Origin of the sequence: Microcoleus sp. CAWBG640 (assembly GCF_020883015.1) — a bacterium.
Lineage (GTDB): Bacteria > Cyanobacteriota > Cyanobacteriia > Cyanobacteriales > Microcoleaceae > Microcoleus > Microcoleus anatoxicus.
On the sequence record NZ_JAHRFC010000005.1, the window covers coordinates 72250 to 94192 of the forward strand.

Annotated in this window: 15 protein-coding genes; 10 read left to right on the forward strand and 5 right to left on the reverse strand. The window is 44.8% G+C overall.

The genetic code is table 11. The features are described from left to right. Window positions 1–16 precede the first annotated feature (16 nt). From AAFP11_RS04315 to AAFP11_RS04340, 6 genes are all read left to right on the forward strand, one after another. Window positions 17–184 carry a hypothetical protein gene (locus tag AAFP11_RS04315; RefSeq protein ID WP_341735918.1) on the forward strand — a complete coding sequence of 56 codons (168 nt, stop codon included), beginning with the start codon at window positions 17–19 and terminating at the stop codon, window positions 182–184. Between the two features lie 7 nt (window positions 185–191). Further along, the gene (locus AAFP11_RS04320) at window positions 192–962 is read left to right on the forward strand and encodes a Uma2 family endonuclease (RefSeq protein WP_341735919.1); all 771 of its coding nucleotides are present in this window, start codon (window positions 192–194) and stop codon (window positions 960–962) included. 69 nt (window positions 963–1031) lie between these two features. Then, a complete protein-coding gene (locus AAFP11_RS04325; RefSeq protein ID WP_341735920.1) occupies window positions 1032–1865 on the forward strand; it encodes a Uma2 family endonuclease in 834 nt (277 codons plus the stop codon). Window positions 1866–1962: 97 nt separating this feature from the next. Next, the gene (locus AAFP11_RS04330) at window positions 1963–5352 is read left to right on the forward strand and encodes a helicase-related protein (protein ID WP_341735921.1); all 3390 of its coding nucleotides are present in this window, start codon (window positions 1963–1965) and stop codon (window positions 5350–5352) included. Between the two features lie 184 nt (window positions 5353–5536). Continuing rightward, window positions 5537–6106 carry a Uma2 family endonuclease gene (locus tag AAFP11_RS04335; protein ID WP_341735922.1) on the forward strand — a complete coding sequence of 190 codons (570 nt, stop codon included), beginning with the start codon at window positions 5537–5539 and terminating at the stop codon, window positions 6104–6106. 228 nt (window positions 6107–6334) lie between these two features. Then, complete coding sequence (locus AAFP11_RS04340; protein ID WP_341735923.1) at window positions 6335–9028, forward strand: hypothetical protein; 2694 nt, start codon at window positions 6335–6337, stop codon at window positions 9026–9028. Window positions 9029–9033: 5 nt separating this feature from the next. On the opposite strand, the gene AAFP11_RS04345 is transcribed toward AAFP11_RS04340, so the two are convergent. Then, window positions 9034–10239: an acetate kinase gene (locus AAFP11_RS04345; RefSeq protein WP_341735924.1), complete on the reverse strand. Its 1206-nt coding sequence runs from the start codon at window positions 10237–10239 to the stop codon at window positions 9034–9036. 302 nt (window positions 10240–10541) lie between these two features. On the opposite strand from AAFP11_RS04345, the gene psaK reads away from it, so the two are divergent. Further along, window positions 10542–10802 (forward strand): photosystem I reaction center subunit PsaK, encoded by a 261-nt coding sequence (psaK, locus tag AAFP11_RS04350; RefSeq protein WP_341735925.1) that lies wholly within the window; start codon window positions 10542–10544, stop codon window positions 10800–10802. A 36-nt stretch (window positions 10803–10838) separates the two neighbouring features. On the opposite strand, the gene AAFP11_RS04355 is transcribed toward psaK, so the two are convergent. The 3 genes from AAFP11_RS04355 to AAFP11_RS04365 all read right to left on the reverse strand — a co-directional run bounded on the left by AAFP11_RS04355 (window position 10839) and on the right by AAFP11_RS04365 (window position 13372). Then, window positions 10839–11477 carry a histidine phosphatase family protein gene (locus tag AAFP11_RS04355; protein ID WP_341735926.1) on the reverse strand — a complete coding sequence of 213 codons (639 nt, stop codon included), beginning with the start codon at window positions 11475–11477 and terminating at the stop codon, window positions 10839–10841. Window positions 11478–11595: 118 nt separating this feature from the next. After that, window positions 11596–12282 (reverse strand): DUF3226 domain-containing protein, encoded by a 687-nt coding sequence (locus AAFP11_RS04360; protein ID WP_341735927.1) that lies wholly within the window; start codon window positions 12280–12282, stop codon window positions 11596–11598. Further along, a complete protein-coding gene (locus AAFP11_RS04365; RefSeq protein ID WP_341735928.1) occupies window positions 12275–13372 on the reverse strand; it encodes an AAA family ATPase in 1098 nt (365 codons plus the stop codon). Before AAFP11_RS04365 ends, AAFP11_RS04360 begins: the two co-directional genes overlap by 8 nt. A 103-nt stretch (window positions 13373–13475) precedes the next feature. Here AAFP11_RS04365 and AAFP11_RS04370 point away from each other — a divergent pair, with 103 nt between their 5' ends. Further along, window positions 13476–13700 (forward strand): DUF433 domain-containing protein, encoded by a 225-nt coding sequence (locus AAFP11_RS04370; protein WP_341735929.1) that lies wholly within the window; start codon window positions 13476–13478, stop codon window positions 13698–13700. Window positions 13701–13902: 202 nt separating this feature from the next. On the opposite strand, the gene AAFP11_RS04375 is transcribed toward AAFP11_RS04370, so the two are convergent. Further along, complete coding sequence (locus AAFP11_RS04375) at window positions 13903–16380, reverse strand: phosphoketolase family protein (protein ID WP_341735930.1); 2478 nt, start codon at window positions 16378–16380, stop codon at window positions 13903–13905. 971 nt (window positions 16381–17351) lie between these two features. Here AAFP11_RS04375 and AAFP11_RS04380 point away from each other — a divergent pair. Both AAFP11_RS04380 and AAFP11_RS04385 read left to right on the forward strand, forming a co-directional pair. Further along, window positions 17352–21161, forward strand: coding sequence for a phytase (locus AAFP11_RS04380; RefSeq protein WP_341735931.1), 3810 nt, complete (start codon window positions 17352–17354; stop codon window positions 21159–21161). 422 nt (window positions 21162–21583) lie between these two features. Continuing rightward, window positions 21584–21943 (forward strand): DUF433 domain-containing protein, encoded by a 360-nt coding sequence (locus AAFP11_RS04385; protein ID WP_341735932.1) that lies wholly within the window; start codon window positions 21584–21586, stop codon window positions 21941–21943.

Consider the following 21943-nt stretch of genomic DNA (forward strand, 5'->3'; position numbering starts at 1 on the left):
CAATATAAGCGTAGATATGATTGCATTTATTGTACCGCGTCGAGAAGCGGGGGCTGCGGGGGGATTGCCTCACTTGGGGCTAGCGGCTGGGGTTGGTTGGGTGCGATCGCCCTTGGTTCGATGGGCTTTGGCGCAGCAACCGAGAAGCAAATTGATTAGAATGGAGAGCAAAAGTTATACCTAATAAAACTATGAAATTCTCCCTCGATGTAGAAAACAATCCTACAGGTTGGCCAGATCATACTCAACTACCAGAATCAGACGGTACTTTTGTGAAGAACTTTCAAGAACATCCCCAAAGCATCTTACTAACTGATTCAATTACTCCCATTTTGCAGAGTATTCACGCTGACGGTAACTATTGCATCGGTCAAGATAGCGGTATTTATTGGCGATTAACTGACCCGCTAGAACGGGGTGCAGAAGCGCCAGACTGGTTTTATGTCCCCAATGTCCCGCCAACACTGGATGGTCAATCGCGCCGTTCTTATGTGATGTGGCAAGAGTTTGTATCGCCGTTGATTGTGTTAGAGTTTGTATCCGGGAATGGGACGGAAGAACGGGACAGAACGCCTTTATTGCGATCGGGTCAGCAGGAAACTAAGCCGGGGAAATTCTGGATTTATGAAAATGTCATCCGTCCGGCTTTTTATGGTATTTATGAAGTCAGTAAGGCTAGTGTTGAAGTTTATCACTTTATAGAAGATAGGTATCAATTAGTTGCCGCAAACGATCGCGCTCATTATCCGATTCCGCAGTTGGGAGTGGAATTAGGAATTTGGCAAGGTACTTATCAAAATGTTGAGTTACCTTGGTTGCGCTGGTGGGATAGTGAAGGGAATCTGTTGTTATCTGGAGCTGAAAGAGCTGAAAAAGAGCGACAAAGAGCCGATCGCGCCGAAGACCAATTAGAGCAATTACGCGCTCAGTTGCGATCGGCCGGCCTTGAACCGGAATTGTAAATTGTCTGAAAGTGCGATCGAACTCATTGCTGTTATTGTCTCAAAAACACCTCCAATCAAAATAAAACTATGAAATTCACCCTCGATGTAGAAAACAATCCCACAGGCTGGCCAGACCACACTCAACTACCCGAATCTGATGGTACTTTTGTGAAGAACTTTCAAGAACATCCCCAAAGCATCTTACTAACTGATTCAATTACTCCCATTTTAGAAAGAATTCACGCTGACGGTAATTATTGTATCGGTCAAGATAGCGGTATTTATTGGCGATTAACTGACCCGCTAGAACGGGGTGCAGAAGCGCCTGATTGGTTCTATGTCCCCAATGTCCCGCCAACACTAGACGGTCAATCGCGCCGTTCTTATGTGATGTGGCAAGAGTTTGTATCGCCGTTGATTGTGTTAGAGTTTGTATCCGGGAATGGGACGGAAGAACGGGACAGAACTCCTTTATTGCGATCGGGAAAACAGGAAACTAAGGCTGGCAAATTCTGGATTTATGAAAATGTCATCCATCCGGCATTTTATGGAATTTATGAAGTCACAAAGGCTAGCGTTGAAGTCTATAATCTGATCCAAGATAGGTATCAATTAGTTGCTGCAAATGAGCGCGGTCATTATCCCATTGCACCGTTAGGAGTGGAATTGGGAATTTGGCAAGGAATGTATCAAAATGTTGAGTTACCTTGGTTGCGCTGGTGGGATAGTGAAGGGAATCTGTTGTTATCTGGAGCTGAAAGAGCCGAAGAAGAGCGACAAAGAGCCGATCGCGAACAGGAAATCGCCCAACAAGAGCGACAAAGAGCAGAACAACAACGACAAAGAGCCGATCGCGCCGAAGACGAATTAGAGCAATTACGCGCTCAGTTGCGATCGGCAGGTATTGAACCGCAATTTTAACCCAGCCTAAACAACAAAATACCCAGATTCCCGACTTATTGAAGAAGTCGGGAATCTCACATTTTTCACCAACATTAATCATCACAGAGGAAACCAAGTGCCTCGCATTTTTGACAACATCGAACAGTGGCTGCTACCAGCATTACGAGAAACCATTAAACTCTCCTACCGTGCCGATTTTTGCGTGGGCTATTTCAACCTCCGGGGATGGCGGAGCATTGGCGATTTAATCGAAGCATATGTGGGAAATCAAGGAGCTTGCTGTCGTCTTTTGGTGGGAATGCAAAGTTTGCCATCCGATGAATTGAATGCTAGTTTTAGCCTGATTTCCCATCACCGGGGGATTGACAATAGTGCAATTATTCGCCTCAAAAAACGGATGGCTGAGGAATTTCGCCAACAGTTGACAATAGGGGCTCCTAGTGATATCGATGAAGCAGGATTACGCAGGTTAAGTTATCAGATTAAAACTGGAAAAGTCATTGTTAAATTATTTTTAGCTTATCCCCTACACGCTAAACTATATCTCGTTCATCGTCACGATCCAAACAGTCCGATTGTCGGTTTTTTGGGTAGCAGCAATCTGACTTTATCGGGACTATCGAAACAAGGAGAATTGAACATTGATATTTTAGATTTTGATGCTTGTAATAAGTTGCAAAAATGGTTTGACGATCGCTGGGAAGAATACGGCTGTGTTGATATTTCTAAAGAACTTGCAGAAATTCTCGATCGCAGTTGGGCGCGATCCGAACCAATTCCACCCTATCACATCTATCTCAACATTGTCTATCATTTGTCCCGCGAGGCGATCGCAGGTATTTCCGAATTTCAGATTCCCCGCGATTTTAAGGGTTTATTTCAGTTTCAAGAAGAAGCCGTTAAGCTAGCAGCCCGTCACATTACCAAACGGGGAGGCGTGATTATTGGCGATGTGGTAGGTTTGGGCAAAACTTTAGTCGGTACGGCTATTGCCAAAATTCTCCAAGAAGATTGTCTCTTGGAAACTCTGATTATTTGTCCGAAAAACTTGGTCAAAATGTGGCAAGAGTATGCAGATAAATATCGTCTGCTGGCGAAAGTCTTATCCATCAGTCGGGTACAGCAAGAATTGCCGGAATTGCGCCGCTACCGAGTTGTCTTAATCGATGAAAGTCACAACCTCAGAAACCGCGAAGGCAAGCGATATCGAGCCATTCAAGAATATATTGCCATCAATGAAAGTAAATGTATTCTACTTTCAGCAACTCCCTATAACAAAACCTATTTAGATTTATCTGCTCAATTGCGGCTGTTTATTCCTGAAGACCAAAATTTAGGATTGCGCCCGGAAGCTTTGCTAAATAAATTAGGCGGTGGTAGCAAAGGAGAGTTAGAATTTATGAAGCGGCATCAATGTTCCGTGCGCTCTTTAGCTGCTTTTGAAAAAAGCGAACATCCTGATGATTGGCGAGAGTTGATGAAGCGCTACATGGTGAGGCGAACTCGCTCGTTTATCAAAGAAAATTATGCGGCAACTGATGCAGAAAACCCGCGCAAATATCTAGAATTTGCCAATCGCACGCGCTCCTATTTTCCCGATCGCCTTCCAAGAACCATTAAGTTTTCCTCCGAAAATCCTGCAACCAAAGCCCAGCTTGACTTCCCAGAAATTGTCGAAGTCATCAACGCCCTAAATCTGCCCCGTTACGGACTGGGAAATTACATCGCCAAAAAAACCAAACAACAGCCGACTGAAGCAGAACAGCGACAGCTAGATGCCCTATTCCGTGGCGGTCGGCGGTTGATGGGATTTTCGCGGACAAACCTGTTTAAGCGCCTAGAAAGCAGTGGCAGTGCCTTTATTCAGTCGATCGAGCGGCACATCCTGCGGAATTTTATCTACTTATATGCGATCGACCAAAACTCCGATATCCCGATCGGCACTCAGGATGCAGAATTATTGGATACCCGCAACAGCGACGAAGATGCAGATTCAGTTGTGATGAGCAATTTTGATAGCGAAGAAACAGAAGATAATTCGGGGGAACTTTTAGATGTTGCAGCCGAATTGCTACTCAACGAAAAAACCTTTAAACAGCGGGCAGAATTAGTTTATCAAGAATATAAAACCCGCTACCAGCGCAGGTTTAAATGGTTAAAATCAGACTTTTTTGATAGCAAGAAGTTAAAACAGGATTTGCTAGCAGATGCCCGCTGTTTAATTGAAGTATTGCAAACTTGCAGTGTATGGCATTCTCAACCAGATCAAAAGTTAGCAGCTTTGGTGACATTGCTGACAGAAACTCACCCCCACGAGAAAGTATTAATTTTTACTCAATTTGCCGATACAGTCCGTTATCTAACCGACAACTTAACCAAGTTAAATATTGCGGGCGTTGCATCAGTGACAGGCAAATCAAAAGACCCCACCGAACTCACATTCCGGTTTAGTCCAACTAGCAACGGTAAGCGTGAAAAAATCTCACCCGAACAAGAATTGCGCGTCTTAATTACCACCGATATTCTGAGTGAAGGTCACAACTTACAAGACAGTGCGATTATCGTTAATTATGACTTACCTTGGGCAATCATTCGGTTGATTCAGCGGGCGGGAAGAGTAGACAGAATCGGACAAACAGCCGATCGCATTTTGTGCTATTCATTTTTGCCAGACGAAGGAGTAGAACGGATTATCAACCTGCGGGAAAGACTGCGGCGGCGATTGCAGGAAAATGCCGAAGTTGTCGGGACTGACGAGACATTTTTTGAGGACGATTCACCACAAGTCATTCTGGATATTTACAATGAAAAATCCGGGATTTTAGATGGCGAAGAAGATGCCGAAGTTGACTTAACATCGGAAGCATTTCAAATTTGGAAAAATGCGACAGACAACAATCCAACTTTGAAGAAAACCATTGAATCAATGCCAAATGTAGTTTACTCAACTCGCGCTCATACACCCGAACCCTTGCAGCCAGAAGGGGTTTTATTGTACATGAAAACTACGGAGGGTAATGATTCGTTAATTTGGGTCGATCGCGATGGAAACAGCGTCACTCAATCGCAATTAGCCATATTAAAAATTGCCGCCTGCGACGAATCGACACCAGCAATTCCCAGAGACAAACAACATCACGAATTAGTCACAAAAGGTGCAGAATTGATAGCAGAAGAAGAGTCAACAGCGGGCGGACAATTGGGCCGGTCTTCCGGGGCCAGGTTCCGAACTTACGAACGTTTGAAGAGTTACGCGCAGTCCATGCGTGGTACAATATTTGCATCCGAGGAATTGGCAAAAGCCATTGATGAAATTTACCGCTATCCCCTGCGCCAGTCGGCAATTGACACGTTAAATCGGCAATTAAAAAGCGGTATTGGCGATCGCGCTTTAGCAGAATTAGTCGTAGCATTAAGAATGGACGACCGTTTTTGTATAGTTAGTGAAGATGGAGACAAACGGGAACCGATGATTATTTGTTCTTTAGGCTTGTTTCAGAACTAATAAGATGTACAATCAGTAATATCAATTTAATTGGTCGTTGCACATATCCCGATCCCCCTAAATCCCCCTTAACAAGGGGGACTTTGAGAATATTTCTTGTCCCCCCCTTATTAAGGGGGGTTAGGGGGGATCAAATTCTATGCAGCCTCATGAAAAATTGGCATAATAGCTTTATTTTAAGATTATGACGCTATCAATTGAGCCTCAATCCAAGCTTTCTCTGGCAGCATTCTTGAATTTATCAGAAACGGAACCGGCGAGTGAATACATCGACGGTAAAATTTATCAGAAAACGATGCCCCAAGGAAAACATAGTCTGATTCAAACTGAATTTGCCTCAACGATTAATCAACAGGGTAAACCCAAAAAACTAGCTTTAGCTTTGACTGAGTTACGCTGCACATTTGGGGGACGTTCCTTAGTACCAGATATTGCCGTTTTTGAATGGTCTCGCATCCCCGTTGATGAAAATGGAGAAATTGCTAATCGATTTGAAAGTCATCCCGATTGGGTAATTGAAATTCTGTCACCAGAACAGTCTCCCAATCGTGTAATTAACAAAATTATTTTTTCGATTCAGCACCAAACCAAATTAGGTTTATTTATCGATACAAACGATCGTTCTGTGATGGTATTTCAACCAAATCAGTTGCCAGAAGTGAAATATGATAGTGATATTATACCAGTTTTGAATGTGTTAAGCGATTGGCAATTGCGAGTTGCAGATATCTTTAGTTTTTTACAAGTTAATTAATCCAGTAGCGACATGGCATTAGCTGTCAGTCCGCCACTCCTCTCGTTATCCAGCCAGTCCGCCAGGGAATGAATTCCCTGTCTAATAGCGAAAGTCCTCTGAAAGAGGACTCATGAGTTGAAAATTCTTCTTCTCAGTCCTCTTCAGAGGACTTTAGCTTTGAGGCAGGGGTTTCAACCCCTGCCGGACTGTCGGACTCTCCTATCCCTTCTTCCTTCATATATAACTATGTCACAAACACTTACAGAATCCCGCCAACTTCTCCAAGACTTTGAATTCAACAAACTATTCGTCCAAAAACTCGGTTGGGACAATCCATCATCCCACAAAACCGTACCTCTAGAAATAGAAGGCGAGACTTATTCCCGAAAGGCCATTTCCCAACTTAACAAAGTAGTTGTATATGAAATTATCAGCGCTAGCGGAAATATCCCCAACAGCGCCCAAAGACTGACAATTTATCGCGAAATCGTCCACATTTCTGCCGAAAACCTATTGATTTTTATTGACAAAAATCGCACCAAATCTCTCTGGTATTGGGTGAAGCAAGAAGGTACAAAACTTTATCCTCGCGATCATGTATACGTGAAACGGGAACCCTGCGATTTACTGTTGAGTAAAGTCACAGCTTTAAAAGTTGAATTAGCAGAATTAGAAACCCTGTCAGTGATTGATGTCGCCCAAAGATTGCAGGCTGGATTGAATGTCGAACCAGTTACTAAGAAGTTTTTTGAAGAATTTAAACAGCAACACGTAGAATTTTTAAGTGTGATTTCCGGGATAGAAAAAGAAACAGATAGGCGCTGGTATACTTCGGTTTTACTCAACCGCTTGATGTTTGTTTATTTTTTGCAGCGCAAAGGATTTATCGACAGCGGTAAAATGCTGTACTTGCAGGAAAAATTAGCAGCAAGCAAACAGCGAGGAACCGATTTATTTTACTCAGAATTCTTGAAAACACTGTTTTTTGAGGGATTTGCTAAACCTCTCGATTTGCGGGCGGATGACGTTAAAGAATTTATCGGCGATATTAAATACTTGAATGGGGGACTGTTTCTGGAACATCCCATCGAACAGAATTATCCAAATATTGCCATACCCGATGCTGCGTTTGAGAAAATCTTAGATTTATTTGCGCGCTATTCTTGGAATCTCGACGATACAGTGGGTGGGAAGGAAAACGAAATTAATCCAGCGGTTTTGGGATACATCTTTGAGAAATACATTAACCAAAAAGCCTTTGGTGCTTATTATACCAGACCAGAGATTACTGAATATTTGTGCGATCGCACAATCAACAAACTAATCCTCGATAGAGTCAACCAATCCCTTAACTCTTCCAACTCTTCCTCCCCCTCTCCCTCTTCCTCCCCCCTTAGCAAGGGGGAATCTCCCTCTTTCTCCCCCCTTAGCAAGGGGGAATCTCCCTCTTTCTCCCCCCTTAGCAAGGGGGAATCTCCCTCTTTCTCCCCCCTTAGCAAGGGGGGCCGGGGGGGTTCTTCTCCCCATCACTTTGAAACAATCACCGAACTCCTCACCAATCTCGACGCCAATCTCTGCCGCCACCTACTAACAGAAATCCTCCCAAACCTCACATTATTAGACCCATCCTGCGGTTCCGGCGCGTTTTTAGTCGCAGCGATGAAAACGCTGATTTACATCTATTCAAAAGTCACAGGTACGGATATTAATCTCTATAAACTATTTGTAGAACAATGTTTTAATCTCTTACGCAGAGGTGGCGAGTGTGGGATTGTGATCCCTAGTGGAATTTACACTGACTTGGGTACGAAGCAACTGCGGGAGATGTTATTTAGTCAAACCAAAGTCACGGGGTTATTTTGTTTAGAAAATCGAAAAAATATTTTTGAAGGAGTTCATAAGAGTTTTAAAATAGTTGTCCTTACTTTTGAGAAGGATGGGATAACCACTGAATTTCCCTCAGCTTTTATGCGTCTTGATGTGGATGAACTGCAAAGATTTCCTAGTGCTGATAGCTTGCAAATTAACGTTGAATTAGTGCGAAAGTTATCTCCTGACTCTCTGTCGGTGATGGAGTTTAAAAATGAGGGAGATATTCGGATTGCTGAGAAAATGCTGCAATTCCCGTTACTGGGCGAACAGATTGAGGAGAAATGGAATCTGCGGTTAACGGCGGAATTTCACATGACGAATGATAGTCATTTATTCAAGCAAGAACCAGGGAAAGGGAGACTGCCACTTTATGAAGGTAAGATGATTCATCAGTTTACTCATCTATGGGGACAACCAAAATACTGGATAAATGAGGATGAAGGACGCAAAGCATTATTGAAACGCAATGAAACGGATATAGGACAAAAGCTAGATTATCAAACTTATCGTCTGGCATTTAGAGATATTGCTAGAAATACCGATTCTCGAACAATGATTATGACTATGTTGTCGAGAGAAGTTTTTTGCAATCATAAGTTGCCAACGGCGGTCATCAGATATAGCGAACAGCTAAAACCAGATTGTCAAGCTGAACTATTTTTTATGTCAGTGATGAATAGCTATGTAATTGATTGTGCTTTTAGACAGCGAGTAACGACAAATCTTACCTTTTTCTTCATTTATCAAATGCCTGTCCCAAGATTAACAACTGGTGACAAATACTTCACCGATATCGTACAACGCGCCGCCAAACTAATCTGCACCGCCCCAGAATTTGACGAATTAGCCCAAGAAGTCGGCTTGAACTCCCACAAAGAAGGCGTTACCGATGAAACAGAACGGGCTCAATTGCGAGCCGAATTAGATGGCATCATCGCCCACCTTTACGGCTTAACGGAAGCAGAATTCGCCTACATTTTGACTACTTTTCCCATCGTCCCCGAAACCGTGAAACAAGCAGCATTAGCCGCCTATCGCACCTTTGCACTATCATCTGGGCCAACCTGAAATCATCAAAATTTCGAGCACTCCCGCGCAATTTCCCAATCTTCCTGGGTGTGAATTACTAAAACTTTCACCGCAGAATCCGCCGTCGCAATATCTGCATCAATGGGCGACTGTAGATTGTGCTCTTCATCCAATTTTAAACCCATAAATCCAAAAGTTTCGCAAGCAGCAGCCCGCACAATAGGAGAATTTTCCCCAACACCCGCCGTAAAAATCAAACCATCCAATCCTCCCAAACTCGCCAACATCGCCCCGATACCGGCACGCAAACGGTGGATGTAAATATCCAATGCTAGTTGAGCTCTCTCATTACCTTGGGAAATCGCTTCCACAATCTGTCGCATATCAGCAGACACCCCAGAAATCCCTTTCAAGCCAGAATTGCGATTGAGCATATTGTCAAGTTTTTCCGCAGTTAAATCCGATCGCCTTAACAGATGAATTATAATACCAGGATCGATGGAACCCGATCGACTTCCCATCATCAAACCTTCCAAGGGCGTAAATCCCATCGTCGTATCCACACTGACGCCACCGCGAATAGCAGCCAGAGAACACCCGTTGCCCAAATGACAGCTAATCAGCCGCAAATCTGCCAAATCACGCCCCAGAATTTCGGCAGCCCGACGCGCGCAATATTGATGGCTAATCCCGTGAAAACCGTAGCGGCGAATGTCTTTTTCCAGCCATTCGTAGGGGCCTGGATACACAAAGGTGGCGGGTGCTAATCCTGCGTGAAAAGCTGTATCAAATACTGCTATTTGCCGCACATTTGGGAGGATTTTTTCCATCGCCTCAATGCCTTCTAGGTTGACGGGATTGTGTACGGGGGCGAAAACTGCTAAACTGGCGATCGCCTCTTTAACATCGGGTGAAATTAACGTACTTTGCTGATACTCTTGCCCGCCGTGTACGACGCGGTGCCCGACAATATCAATCTCGTTTAGATTGTTAATGGTTTGAGTTTTCCCCTTCCACAGAGTCTCCAGCATTCGATAAATAGCAGCTTGGCGAGATTCTGAGGCTAACTCCTCCTCTAGCTGACTACCTGCTGCTGTTTCGACTTTCAATTCAGATACATTCTGCTGGTGAGTCCAATCAATTTTTGCTTCCCACAGAGGTTGCAAAGGGCGATCGGATTGCACATCTTTTAACTCATAAAGACAGCTTTTTTGACTGCTAGAACCTGCGTTTAAGACTAATATTTTCATGGTTTATTTTGTCCGGTTTAACTGGTTCCTAGGAAGAGCCTGGGAACCTATGCCTAGAGGCTCTGCCTCGCTTCATCAATGCTCAGTAGCCTCGCTGGTGGAGGAAATGGGAGGCAGAGCCTCCAGATATGTGTTACCAGGCAGAGCCTGGGAACAAGTATAACGAGTAGATAACCATACAAAATTTATGAAGAAAAATGTCGAAATGTTAACTCTTAATGCAATTAGTAGCTAACAGTTGCGGTAGTTTGATATATCTTCTGATTAGATTTTCATTTACTAAAATTTAAGGAGTCAAATCGATGTTTACACCAATTTTACTTGCTGTTGCCCCCAGAACCGTAGAATGGAGTCCTACTATTGCTTTGATCATGATTGCTTGTAATATTCTAGCGATCGCGATCGGCAAATCAACCATCCAAAATCCGAGCACAGGCCCAGCCATGCCCTCATCGAGTATGTTTGGTGGTTTGAGTTTGGGTGCTGTTTTGGGAACTACTGCATTTGGTCATATTTTGGGAGCAGGTACTATTTTAGGATTGTCTTACATAGGCGCAATTTAGAATCTAGGATGATTGTGGCGCAGCTTACCGGCAATTTCAAGTACCGGGTAAGTTGCGCAGAGTTTCATCCATGTGCGATCGATCGCCCAAAACCTCCAGCATCGGCCCGCGCACATCAAACTTGACAATACTAACAGAAGCTGCTAGAGCAGCAATGCGATTGCGGTAACTTCCCAGATCGATTCCCAACAAACTGCACAGAATAATCCGAATAGTCGCCTTGTGGGAAACTACCAAAACATTACCATCTTTGTATTTTTCCTGAATTTCTGCGATAATTAAGGACGATCGGCTAGCAATTTGCACAGAAGTTTCGCCATCAGTCGGTGGATTCCAAGCCGGTTCCGTCAACCAATTAATGTACTCTTGGGCATATTTTTCCCGGACAAATTCAACTGTTTGACCCTCCCACTTGCCGTACTTAATTTCCCTCAAGCCGTCGCGAAGCTGCATTTCAATTCCCAGAGTATCACACAAAGGTTTTGCAGTTGCGATCGTGCGTTTCATGGGACTGACATAAACAGCATCCCAAGGCAATTTTGCGTAAGCGGCGCCAAACTGTTCTGCCATTTGAGAACCTTCGGGCGTTAATTCTGGGTCGAGGTCGCCACAGAAACCGCCTGTTTTGCTGTAAACTGTTTCACCGTGGCGCAGAAAGTAGATTTTTAAGCTCATATAGATGTCTTATTTGGTGAATAGAATTTTTTTTTAACCACAGAGGGCGCAGAGGGCGCAGAGTTAGAGAAGAGAGAGATGAGTAATTCCGATGCCTACTTATGTGAATTTTATCATATTAACAAAAGAGTTTAAAAAACTCCTTCAAATCATCAAGAGCAGGATTATCCCAATCCCAAATATCTTTTTTGTGTTCCATAACATAATCAAACTTAGACATACTGCATTTCTCTCCTGCTCGTTTCTGTTCCTTCTTTAAGCAAGTATCAAATCTAATATAGTTGCTAATCCAGAATTTATCAAACTCTTTCTGGTTGATTTTCTTTCCCTGGTTTTCTAGGCAAGTTTTCCAGCTATCCAAACAATCAGCATAGGTCGAATCTTTAGCTTTTATTGCCTTTAAAAGCGTTTCCAGTTCCCCTCTACCTCCAACATTTGTAAAGTAACAAGCCAATTTTGCCTTTGTGCCAAGTTTTGTACAAATATCGATAAATTGTTTAGTGCTTGACAAGCTTTCAGCTTCAAACACTTGTTTTATACATTTATCTACGAATTGCAGCCGTTCTTGCTCTGAACAATTATCAATGTCGATAATAATTCCAATCTTTTCGATATCTTTTCGGTCAATCTTTCTTTCTAAATTTTTTAAAGCTTTGGTTAACTCTGTTTCGCTCAAGCCTTCCAAACTTTGATAATCATCTATATAAATAGGTGATGCTACCTGGATATCGCAGTTTAGTTTCTCAACCATTGCCTGCATGAAAATCCTATCATTTTTACTTTCTACTATGACAATATTACTCACCTCTCACTCCTTCTTGATGCTCTAGTGCGTAATTCAAAGTTTCCAAATCGAGCCGACTTCCGATTATTTGATTTGTTTTGAGTTTCCTTGCTAGTTCAAAATATGCGCTGCTGCATTCCTGATTTTGTTCTAAACCCACCTTAGCAAATGCTTGAAGCATCTCTAAACTGTGCGTTGTAGCAAAAATCTGCGTATCCAGTTCAACCGCTAACCGAAATAACACTCTCCAAAACTCCGGCTGACTTTTATAGTGTATGCCATTCTCTATTTCATCAATTAGCAGTATTTTATCTTCGCTGTTTATCAGTTTAAGAATAATTTCTGCAACTCGGTTCATAGCATCTCCAAACAATGAGAGAGGTAAACGTTTTTCTCCTTTTCTTCTCAAGTATAGTGTTGGTTCGCCAATATAAAAACTCTCTACTGATTCGATCGCCGGATCGATAACTTGAAAAGCTTTCAAAACTTCGCTATCTTTTTCATTCAAACGAGCGCGATCGTAGGCTTCTGTGAGTTCTATTCCTGAAATTCTGGTAAAAGAGGGAATAATCGGTAGTTCACCAGGAGTAGGAATGGCATCAGTAATTATGGTATTACTACCATTTATTAAACCTTTGGAACTAGCAATTAAAGAGTCGTTAGAACCAGTATTACTTACCGAGAGTGAAAATTTATTTGATTTGTTTGTGCGCGATCTACTTAAATGAATACTTGTCGGATCAATAGTTTTCGGATCAATATCTTTCCGATAAATAGTTGTCGGATCTATACATGGTTGGATGGTAAATTGATCGGTATCATTGTTGTCATCTGTTCCAATAATTAGTATAGATTTTTCTTTTCCCCGTACATGAAATAAGTTGTCCCAGGCTTTGTCAGGCATAGCTTTCATTACTAATGATGATTCCTTTCTAAGCTCTCTTAGAAATAGTATGCTGCTAGGTTTTGGAGCAACATAGAGAAAAATTGCTTCTAGCAAGGCTGTTTTGCCAGCATTGTTTTTACCACCGATTAAATTGACTCTTTCAAACCCAGAAATTTTAATTTGCTCAAAGCACCTAAAATTTTGGATTTCTATTTCTTTAAGCATTACCGCCTCTTTGGAATGTACTCATCCTAAATCACCGTTGATTTATGCTAAGATTAATTATATCTTAGTTGTTTTACTTCATCCGCAACAAGCGAGGAATGTCATGCAGACTACAGACCTATTTGAAGTCATTGAACGTCATCCAACCAAGGTGAGTGGTGCATGGGTATTTCGGGGAACGCGCGTACCTGTTGCCGCCTTTTTCGAGAATCTTAAAGATGGAGCCTCTATTGACCAGTTTCTCGAATGGTTTCCGGGAGTAACTCGCGCCCAAGTTGAGGTATTACTCGATCGCGCGTTAGCCTCAATAACGCAGATGGCGGCATGAATATTGATTAACCCGCAAGTCCGTCGGGGGTTAAAAACCCCCGTCTCATAGCGAAAGTCCTCTGAAAGAGGACTGAAAAGCCAATTAAATAAACCACTTAATTCCTAAAATCGATAGTCGGTTTCAACCGACTTTTGCTATGAGACAGGGGTTTTCAACCCCTGGCGGACTCGCGGACTAACGAGAGATTTCTTAATCAAAATTACCCAGGTGCACCCGATCGCACTGTTTGATCTCCTGTCGCCGTCGGATCTTTCGTTTCCTTGGGCGTTTCCGACTCAACCGCACCCCCGTGCGGCCACTTCCAATCGCGGATTTCCGGCATATCGTCGCCGTGTTTGGTAATGTATTGCTTGTGGTCGATCAGCTTGTCGCGCAGCGCCTGTTTGACATAAGCCGCACCATAACCCAGTTTAGGCACGCGATCGATCGCATCTCCAACCAAATGGAAGCGATCGAGATCGTTCATCACCACCATATCAAAGGGCGTCGTAGTCGTACCCTCTTCCTTATAACCCCGAACGTGAATATTCGGGTGATTTTTGCGGCGATAAGTCAATCGGTGAATCAACCAAGGATAGCCGTGAAAAGCAAAAATCACCGGCTTATCTGTCGTGAACAAAGCATCAAAATCCTTGTCAGACAAACCGTGAGGATGTTCTGTCGAAGGCTGAAGCGTCATCAAATCCACCACATTCACCACCCGCACTTTCAAATCGGGGAAATATTGGCGCAAAAGGTCAACAGCCGCCAAAGTTTCCAGCGTCGGAACATCACCCGCACAAGCCATTACCACATCCGGTTCGCCGCCTTTATCATTGCTAGCCCACTCCCAAATCCCGATACCAGCCGTGCAGTGTTTAATCGCAGCATCCATATCCAAATATTGCAAAGCCGGCTGCTTCCCAGCAATAATTACGTTCACGTAGTGGCGGCTGCGGAGACAGTGGTCAGTTACTGATAGCAAAGTGTTCGCATCCGGTGGCAAATAAATCCGCACAACCTCCGCTTTCTTGTTAATTACGTGGTCGATAAAACCCGGATCTTGGTGCGAAAAACCATTGTGGTCTTGCCGCCAAACGTGAGATGTTAGCAGGTAGTTGAGAGAGGCGATCGGTCTGCGCCAAGGAATATCGCGAGTAGTTTTCAACCATTTAGCGTGTTGGTTGAACATCGAATCAATGATATGAATAAATGCTTCGTAGCAGGAGAAAAAGCCGTGCCTTCCTGTTAGCAAATAGCCTTCCAGCCAACCCTGACACAGATGTTCGCTGAGGACTTCCATCACCCGCCCGTCGGGAGACAAGTGCTCGTCGTCCTCCGGTAAAACACTACCCATCCACTCCCGGCCAGTCACCTCAAACACTGGATCGAGGCGGTTTGACGCAGTCTCGTCGGGCCCGACAATGCGGAAATTCTGGTTCTCCTGATTGAGTTTCATCACATCACGCAGAAAGCGACCAGTCACGCGGGTTGCTTCTGCCATTACAGTGCCTGGTTTTTGCACGTCTACGGCGTAGTCTGCAAATTTTGGCATTTTCAAGTCTCGCAGCAGCAGACCGCCGTTAGCGTGCGGATTTGCCCCCATGCGTCGATCGCCCTTGGGCGCTAATTCTGCTAATTCTGCAATCAGTTTACCCTTGTCATCAAACAGTTCTTCCGGCTTGTAGCTTTTCATCCAATCTTCCAGGAGTTGGACGTGGCCAGGCTTAGAAGCCATTTCAGCTAATGGAACTTGGTGCGATCGCCACGAGCCCTCAGTTTTCTTACCGTCAACCTCCTTGGGTCCTGTCCAGCCTTTGGGAGTTTTCATCACAATCATCGGCCACTGCGGGCGATCGGCATAGCCCTCATTCCGGGCTTTCTCCTGAATCGCCTTAATTTCGTCGATCGCCGTATCCATCGTTGCAGCCATCAACTGGTGCATCGTTTCCGGGTCCGATCCTTCCACCCAATAAGGTTTGTACCCATAACCGACCATCAAACTTTCCAACTCCTCGCGGGGAATGCGGGCCAACAGCGTTGGATTGGCAATTTTGTAGCCATTCAGGTGCAAAATCGGCAACACGGCCCCATCCCGAACCGGGTTGAGGAACTTGTTAGAATGCCAGCTAGCAGCCAGCGGGCCGGTTTCTGCTTCCCCGTCGCCGACAACTGCCGCCACGATCAAGTCGGGATTATCCAATACCGCCCCATAAGCGTGGACGAGGGCGTAGCCTAGTTCGCCGCCTTCGTGAATCGAACCCGGAGTTTCCGGCGCGACGTGGCTGGGAATACCGCCGGGGAAGGAAAACTGTTTGAACAGTCGTTTCATCCCCTCAGCATCTTGGGAAATATTCGGATAATACTCGGTATAAGTTCCTTCCAAGTAAGTGTTGGCCACCAAGCCTGGCCCGCCGTGTCCTGGGCCTGCGATGTAGATAGCGTTTAAGTCTTGGGCTTTGATGAGGCGGTTGAGGTGCACGTAGATGAAGTTGAGGCCTGGAGTGGTGCCCCAATGTCCGAGGAGTCTGGGTTTGACGTGTTCGAGTTTGAGGGGTTCTTTGAGTAGTGGATTGTCGAGGAGATAGATTTGTCCGACGGAAAGGTAGTTGGCGGCCCGCCAGTAAGCGTTGATTTTGCCTAGTTCTGAGTCGGAAAGCGGTTTTAATTGCGGGATTTCGGTGGTTCCTAGCATCATATGCGATTCAATCCTGTGTTTTGGTTATTTATCGTTCGACTTTGTTTTGAAGTTTTATCGTTATTTTCACTGACGTGGGATATTATTTTGTTACTTGTAACACTGTTTATTTTGACTCCATGTTTGGCCAGTATACAAGTTAATTGTAGCTTGTTTTTGTCTAAATCAAAGTTTAAATTAAGGTTAATTTTTGTCTAAACATCACTCAATATTGAGGGAAGAAAAGCGACAATTTGCGAGGGTTCAAGGAATTTGGCAATAGAAAATAGGACTTATAACTTTATGGTGCGTACTGCGCGTCTTCTCCGCAGGTGCTGCGCCTCGTTGGATGTGTTCTGCAAGTTCCCAAAAGATACTTCTTAAGGTAGATGTCAGAATGATTTACCATCAGAAATTTATCAACAACTTCAAAAGATATAGCAATGCTATTTTAATGGTGAACTGGCTTGTTTTTAATGAACCGCAGAGGCACAGAGGGCGCAGAGGAAGAGATTAGAGAGTAGAGAGAAAGAGGAATGTGCACCAATTCGGCATCGATTGCTATAGTAAGTCAAAAATTATCATGATTTACTAAGTGGATGAAAGGGAGAAATTTGAGTATTTTTTTTAGTTGCTGGATGAGTTTTGTCAGCCGGATACAAGTTTAAAAGTCGATGAGTTGAGGCGGAGGGGGAGACAGTTATTAGTCAAAGATAGATACGCTCCAGGAAATTAATCTATATTTAAACTCTCGATTTAACATTTAACGAATTCCGGTCAAGTGGAGTTACAACCTGCTATGAGGTGAGCGTTTATATAACTATAACTTAACCTAAATCTGTACTTATTTTTAATAAAAGTATGGGAAACTTCTTGTGGATATTGATTATTGATATGCCCGGTTTTGGGATGCGACGGGCGTCAAATCCTGGCAGCTAGGCAGATCAGAGCAAAATTTCCACGTCATTTCTTAAGAACTAATCGGCAAACCTATGACTAATATTAACGGCAATACCGCCGCCCCTACTTACGTCAACAATATCAGTGACAGCAATCTGAGTGCAGGTTACAAACTGACCCCTCTCTTGACAGTAGGCGACGAAATTCCCCAATTGACTGGAAATTTTGGCAGCTACACCGCCAACACAACCAATCGCTATGCTTTCACAGGCATTCCCGATGGTTTAGGTATTCAACAACGTCCCAACGGTAACTTCTATGTCTGGGTCAACCACGAATTAGGTAATACAACAACCACAGACATTTCTAGCACAGCAGCAGGTTCCAAAATCAAAGGTGCCAGAGTCTCGTTATTTGAGTTTGACTCAAATTGGAAGGCGATCGGCGGTCGGAATTTAATTGAACGAGTTCAAGACGGTACAAAAACATTTGCCCTGGATTTAACAAGCGGAAACTACAGCTTCCAAAGTAGCACGGGCCCGGAAACTTTGAATTTTGGCCGCTTCTGTTCGGGATACTTGGCTGATTCTGGGTTTGTTGACAGCAGTGGTAACTCTACACCGATTTGGTTTGCGCCAGAAGAAACTGATTCGGCTAGCCGTGGTTTTGCAGTCAGGCCGGATGGAACTGCGATCGCCCTTAATGGCTTGGGACGCTATTCTAAAGAAAATGTCGTTTCTGCTTCTCAGTACCGCGCTGGTAACGCCAGCAAAAAGACGGTTCTGATCTCTACTGAAGACTCCAGCGACGGCGAACTTTATATGTTCGTTGGAGATCAAACCGCTGCTGACCCCAACGGATTTAACAACGGGAAATTGTATGTCCTGCGTGTGGGAACCATTGACAACGAAGGACAAGTTTCCAAAACTGGCGCGATGACTGGAACTTGGACTGAGGTAGACCCTAGCGTGGTTGCTGATGGTACTGCCTTGAGTAATTGGGTGAATGCCTCTGGACGTTCAACTAACTTCCGCCGATTGGAAGATATTGCTGAAGACCCCAAAAACCCCGGTACATTCTACTTTGTTACTACTGGGACGAATAATTTGCCCGGAGTAAGCACTACAACGACTACCGCCAGTCAGGCGGAAAATCCTTACGGCAAACTCTATCGTTTCAGTTTAAATGCTACTAATCCGACAGGCCAAATTAGCAATTTTGAATTGTTGCTGGAAGGAGGCCCTGGTAAGGGTGTCAGCTACGACAACATTACTGTAGACGCCCAAGGCAATGTCTTGCTTCAGGAAGACGAGACGGCATTTGGCGGTGAGGTGATGAAGGCAGAAAAACGCGACGGCCGGGTCTGGTCGTACAATATTGCTGCCAATAATGGTCTGGCTTTAGGTGCTCGAACGGTGTCACCGCTGTTTGAGATTAACGAAAATGCCGGAGGTGCCAACTTTAATAACTTCACCACGCCCGGTGAATGGGAATCTTCTGGGATTGTTGCTTTTGGGTCGAACTCCAGCCAAAGTTCTTATCTGTTTGACGTTCAGGCCCACACGATCAGAAATTCGGGAACTAGCACTACAATTTTGCGGGGGAACCACGCAGAAGGCGGTCAGTTAGTTTTAGCTACTCCGGTAGGGGTGGCAAAACCAACGGTGGAAACAACGCCTCCACTGTTGGACGATCCGAATGTGTCGGCACAACTGCGGGCAGATGCGGACGATCCGGCGATTTACGTTCACCCTACAGATCCTGGTAAGAGTTTGGTGGTGGCGACGGCGAAAAATGCTGGGTTGCGGGTGTACGATTTGCAGGGAAATCTGTTGCAGTCGATTAATCCTGGGGTTTCAGCTACCGATCGCATTCGCTATAACAATGTCGATCTGGTGTATGGTTTCAAGATTGGCGATCGCACGGTGGATTTGGCGATCGCTAGCGATCGGCGCAATGACAAATTAGCTATTTTCCAGATCGATCCCAATCCGGCTACTCCAGGTCAGACTCTCAAAGATATCACCGATCCTAGCATTGGTACTCTCTTCCGCACGCCGACGTTTAGCGCCGCAGCTTCTACTGACGAAAGTAATGCCTACGGTTTAACTTCGTACCGTTCTCTGACGACTGGCAAATCTTACGTTTTTGTCAACCGCCGCAATACTGGAGATGTCGCACAGTTTGAACTGTCTGCAACTGCTTCCGGTCAAGTAGGTGCTAAGCTAGTACGGAATTTTACTGTAGCTAATCCACCGGCAGTACCGGCTGGACGATCGCCTCAACTAGAAGGTATGGTTGCCGACCAACAATTAGGATTCCTGTATGTCGGACAGGAAGATGTTGGCATCTGGAAATACTCGGCAGAACCTACTGGCAGTTCTACTGGCACGCTAATCGATCGCACGCGGGCGCAAGGCGGTACTGTACTGGTAGATGATGTGGAAGGACTGACCATCTATTACGGAGAGAACGGTAAAGGTTATCTTCTCGCCTCCAGCCAGGGAAGCAACACGTTTGCAGTGTACGATCGCGGTGGCAGTAATGGATTTATCGGTGAATTTGCGATCGGTACTAATGGTGCGATCGACAGCAACCAGCAATCTGACGGCGCTGATGTTGTTAATGTGCCTTTAGGACCTAATTTCCCCTCCGGTTTGTTGGTGACTCAGGATGGATTCAACGATCCGCAGGTTTTTGATAGTCAAAACGAGAATTTCAGCACGAATTTCAAGTTGACGCCGTGGCAAAACGTAGCGACGAGTTTCCCTCAATCGCTACTCATAGATACAACTGGTTTCAACCCTCGGAATGTTACGGCGTTGTCAACACCAACACCCGCACCAACACCAACACCTGCACCAACGCCAATACCAACACCTGCACCAACACCCACGACTGTACCAATACCAATACCAATACCAACACCAACACCAACACCTGCACCAACACCTACACCAACACCTGCACCAACACCTACACCAACACCTGCACCAACACCTACACCAACACCTGCACCAACACCTACACCAACACCGACGACTGTACCAACAACAGCAACACCTGCACCAACACCAACACCAACACCCACTCCCGATATAGATACTTGCCTCTGCGATAGCTTGGATTTGAGTAACATCACCTTGTTAGTGACTGATGTTACTCGCACCGGGACTGCTGGTAACGACTCGATCGCAGGCAGCGCAAGCAAAGATGCGATCAGCGGTTTGGCGGGCAATGACAGGCTTTTTGGCTTGGGTGGCAGCGATCGCATAACTGGTGGCCCGGGCGACGACACAGCATACGGTGGCAAAGATAACGATGTCATTCTGGGCGACGCTGACAACGATTGGCTAAGTGGCGACTCAGGTAACGACACGATTTTGGGCGGCAGCGGCAGCGATTCTATCTTTGGTGGCAAAGACAACGATCTACTATTAGGTGAAGGCGATCGCGATACTCTCTTTGGTGGTCAAGGTAAGGACACTCTCTGTGGCGGTGATGGCAACGACTGGTTATCCGGCGACAGCGACAACGATGTTCTTGACGGATGCGCTGGCAACGATACGCTGTACGGGGGCAAGGGCAATGACATCCTCACCGGTGGCGCTGGCAATGATTTGCTGTACGGCGGTGCTGGCGATGATACGCTAACGGGTGGCAGTGGTAATGATACTTTTGTGTTAGTAGGCAATCAGTCAAGCGATATAATTCTTGACTTCAGAAAAGGTCAAGATTTAATTGGATTGTCTGGCGGTTTGGGCTTTAACCAATTAAGTATTACTGCTAGTGGCAGCGATACATTAATCCGCCTTGCAAATAGCGATCAACTGTTAGCAACTCTCAAAGGCGTGATTCCAAGTGCGATCGCCTCGACTGATTTCACCCCAATCCTGATCTAATATCGTTTTGCCGATCGCGCTTTTTGAGTAAAAAGAGCGATCGGTTAATATAATATCTGGCAACCTTGTCTGTCATCAATCAAATCACAGACCTCTCGCAAAAATAGCTAAGACGGGCAAAATGCCCATCCCACACAAATCTTTTTTTTGTTGTGGGATGGGCATTTTGTTCGTCCTGAAATTTAATTAAAAGGATTTTTGCAGGAGGTCATATCGTTTCCGGCTGCATCGGAATGATTTAACCTTACTAGAACGCAGAGAACACAGAGGGAGATAAGAGAGATGAATAATTCCGATGTTACCGGATTTGATATCACACGTCTTCATTGTAGGCGGAGTCAACGTACCAGGATAAAAAACTGATGCGGGCGATCGCCCTACAATATCAAATAGATACCTAATTCCTAAATCAAATAAGCTTTATGACAATCCCAGAATTAGAAGCACAACTTTTGGCCTTAACGCCGATCGAAAAAGCTGAGGCCATCAGCATCTTAACCCAGAGTTTGAAAAACAGCGGCCGCCCGATCGCAAAAACTCCCGGCGTGATGGGCGGTGATGCTTGTATTGACAACACTCGCATTCCCGTTTGGTTACTCGCCAGCTATCGAAATGACGGCGCTACCGATGCTTTTATCCTAGATTGCTATCCCCAGCTCAGTGCTGCTGATTTAGTAAATGTTTGGGCTTATACTGAAGCTTATCCAGACGAAATTGAGGAAGCAATTCGACAGCAAGATGATGCTGACGAAATCTTAGATACACCTGCAAATCTCAAATAA

Excerpts from the sequence above, each read along its gene's own strand:
- AAFP11_RS04380 (WP_341735931.1), top strand. The coding sequence starts at position 17,352 with ATGACTAATATTAACGGCAATACCGCCGCCCCTACTTACGTCAACAAT.
- AAFP11_RS04370 (WP_341735929.1), top strand. The coding sequence starts at position 13,476 with ATGCAGACTACAGACCTATTTGAAGTCATTGAACGTCATCCAACCAAG.
- AAFP11_RS04345 (WP_341735924.1), bottom strand. The coding sequence starts at position 10,239 with ATGAAAATATTAGTCTTAAACGCAGGTTCTAGCAGTCAAAAAAGCTGT.
- AAFP11_RS04340 (WP_341735923.1), top strand. The coding sequence starts at position 6,335 with ATGTCACAAACACTTACAGAATCCCGCCAACTTCTCCAAGACTTTGAA.
- AAFP11_RS04315 (WP_341735918.1), top strand. The coding sequence starts at position 17 with ATGATTGCATTTATTGTACCGCGTCGAGAAGCGGGGGCTGCGGGGGGA.
- AAFP11_RS04375 (WP_341735930.1), bottom strand. The coding sequence starts at position 16,380 with ATGATGCTAGGAACCACCGAAATCCCGCAATTAAAACCGCTTTCCGAC.
- AAFP11_RS04385 (WP_341735932.1), top strand. The coding sequence starts at position 21,584 with ATGACAATCCCAGAATTAGAAGCACAACTTTTGGCCTTAACGCCGATC.
- psaK (WP_341735925.1), top strand. The coding sequence starts at position 10,542 with ATGTTTACACCAATTTTACTTGCTGTTGCCCCCAGAACCGTAGAATGG.
- AAFP11_RS04320 (WP_341735919.1), top strand. The coding sequence starts at position 192 with ATGAAATTCTCCCTCGATGTAGAAAACAATCCTACAGGTTGGCCAGAT.
- AAFP11_RS04335 (WP_341735922.1), top strand. The coding sequence starts at position 5,537 with ATGACGCTATCAATTGAGCCTCAATCCAAGCTTTCTCTGGCAGCATTC.
- AAFP11_RS04365 (WP_341735928.1), bottom strand. The coding sequence starts at position 13,372 with ATGCTTAAAGAAATAGAAATCCAAAATTTTAGGTGCTTTGAGCAAATT.
- AAFP11_RS04355 (WP_341735926.1), bottom strand. The coding sequence starts at position 11,477 with ATGAGCTTAAAAATCTACTTTCTGCGCCACGGTGAAACAGTTTACAGC.
- AAFP11_RS04325 (WP_341735920.1), top strand. The coding sequence starts at position 1,032 with ATGAAATTCACCCTCGATGTAGAAAACAATCCCACAGGCTGGCCAGAC.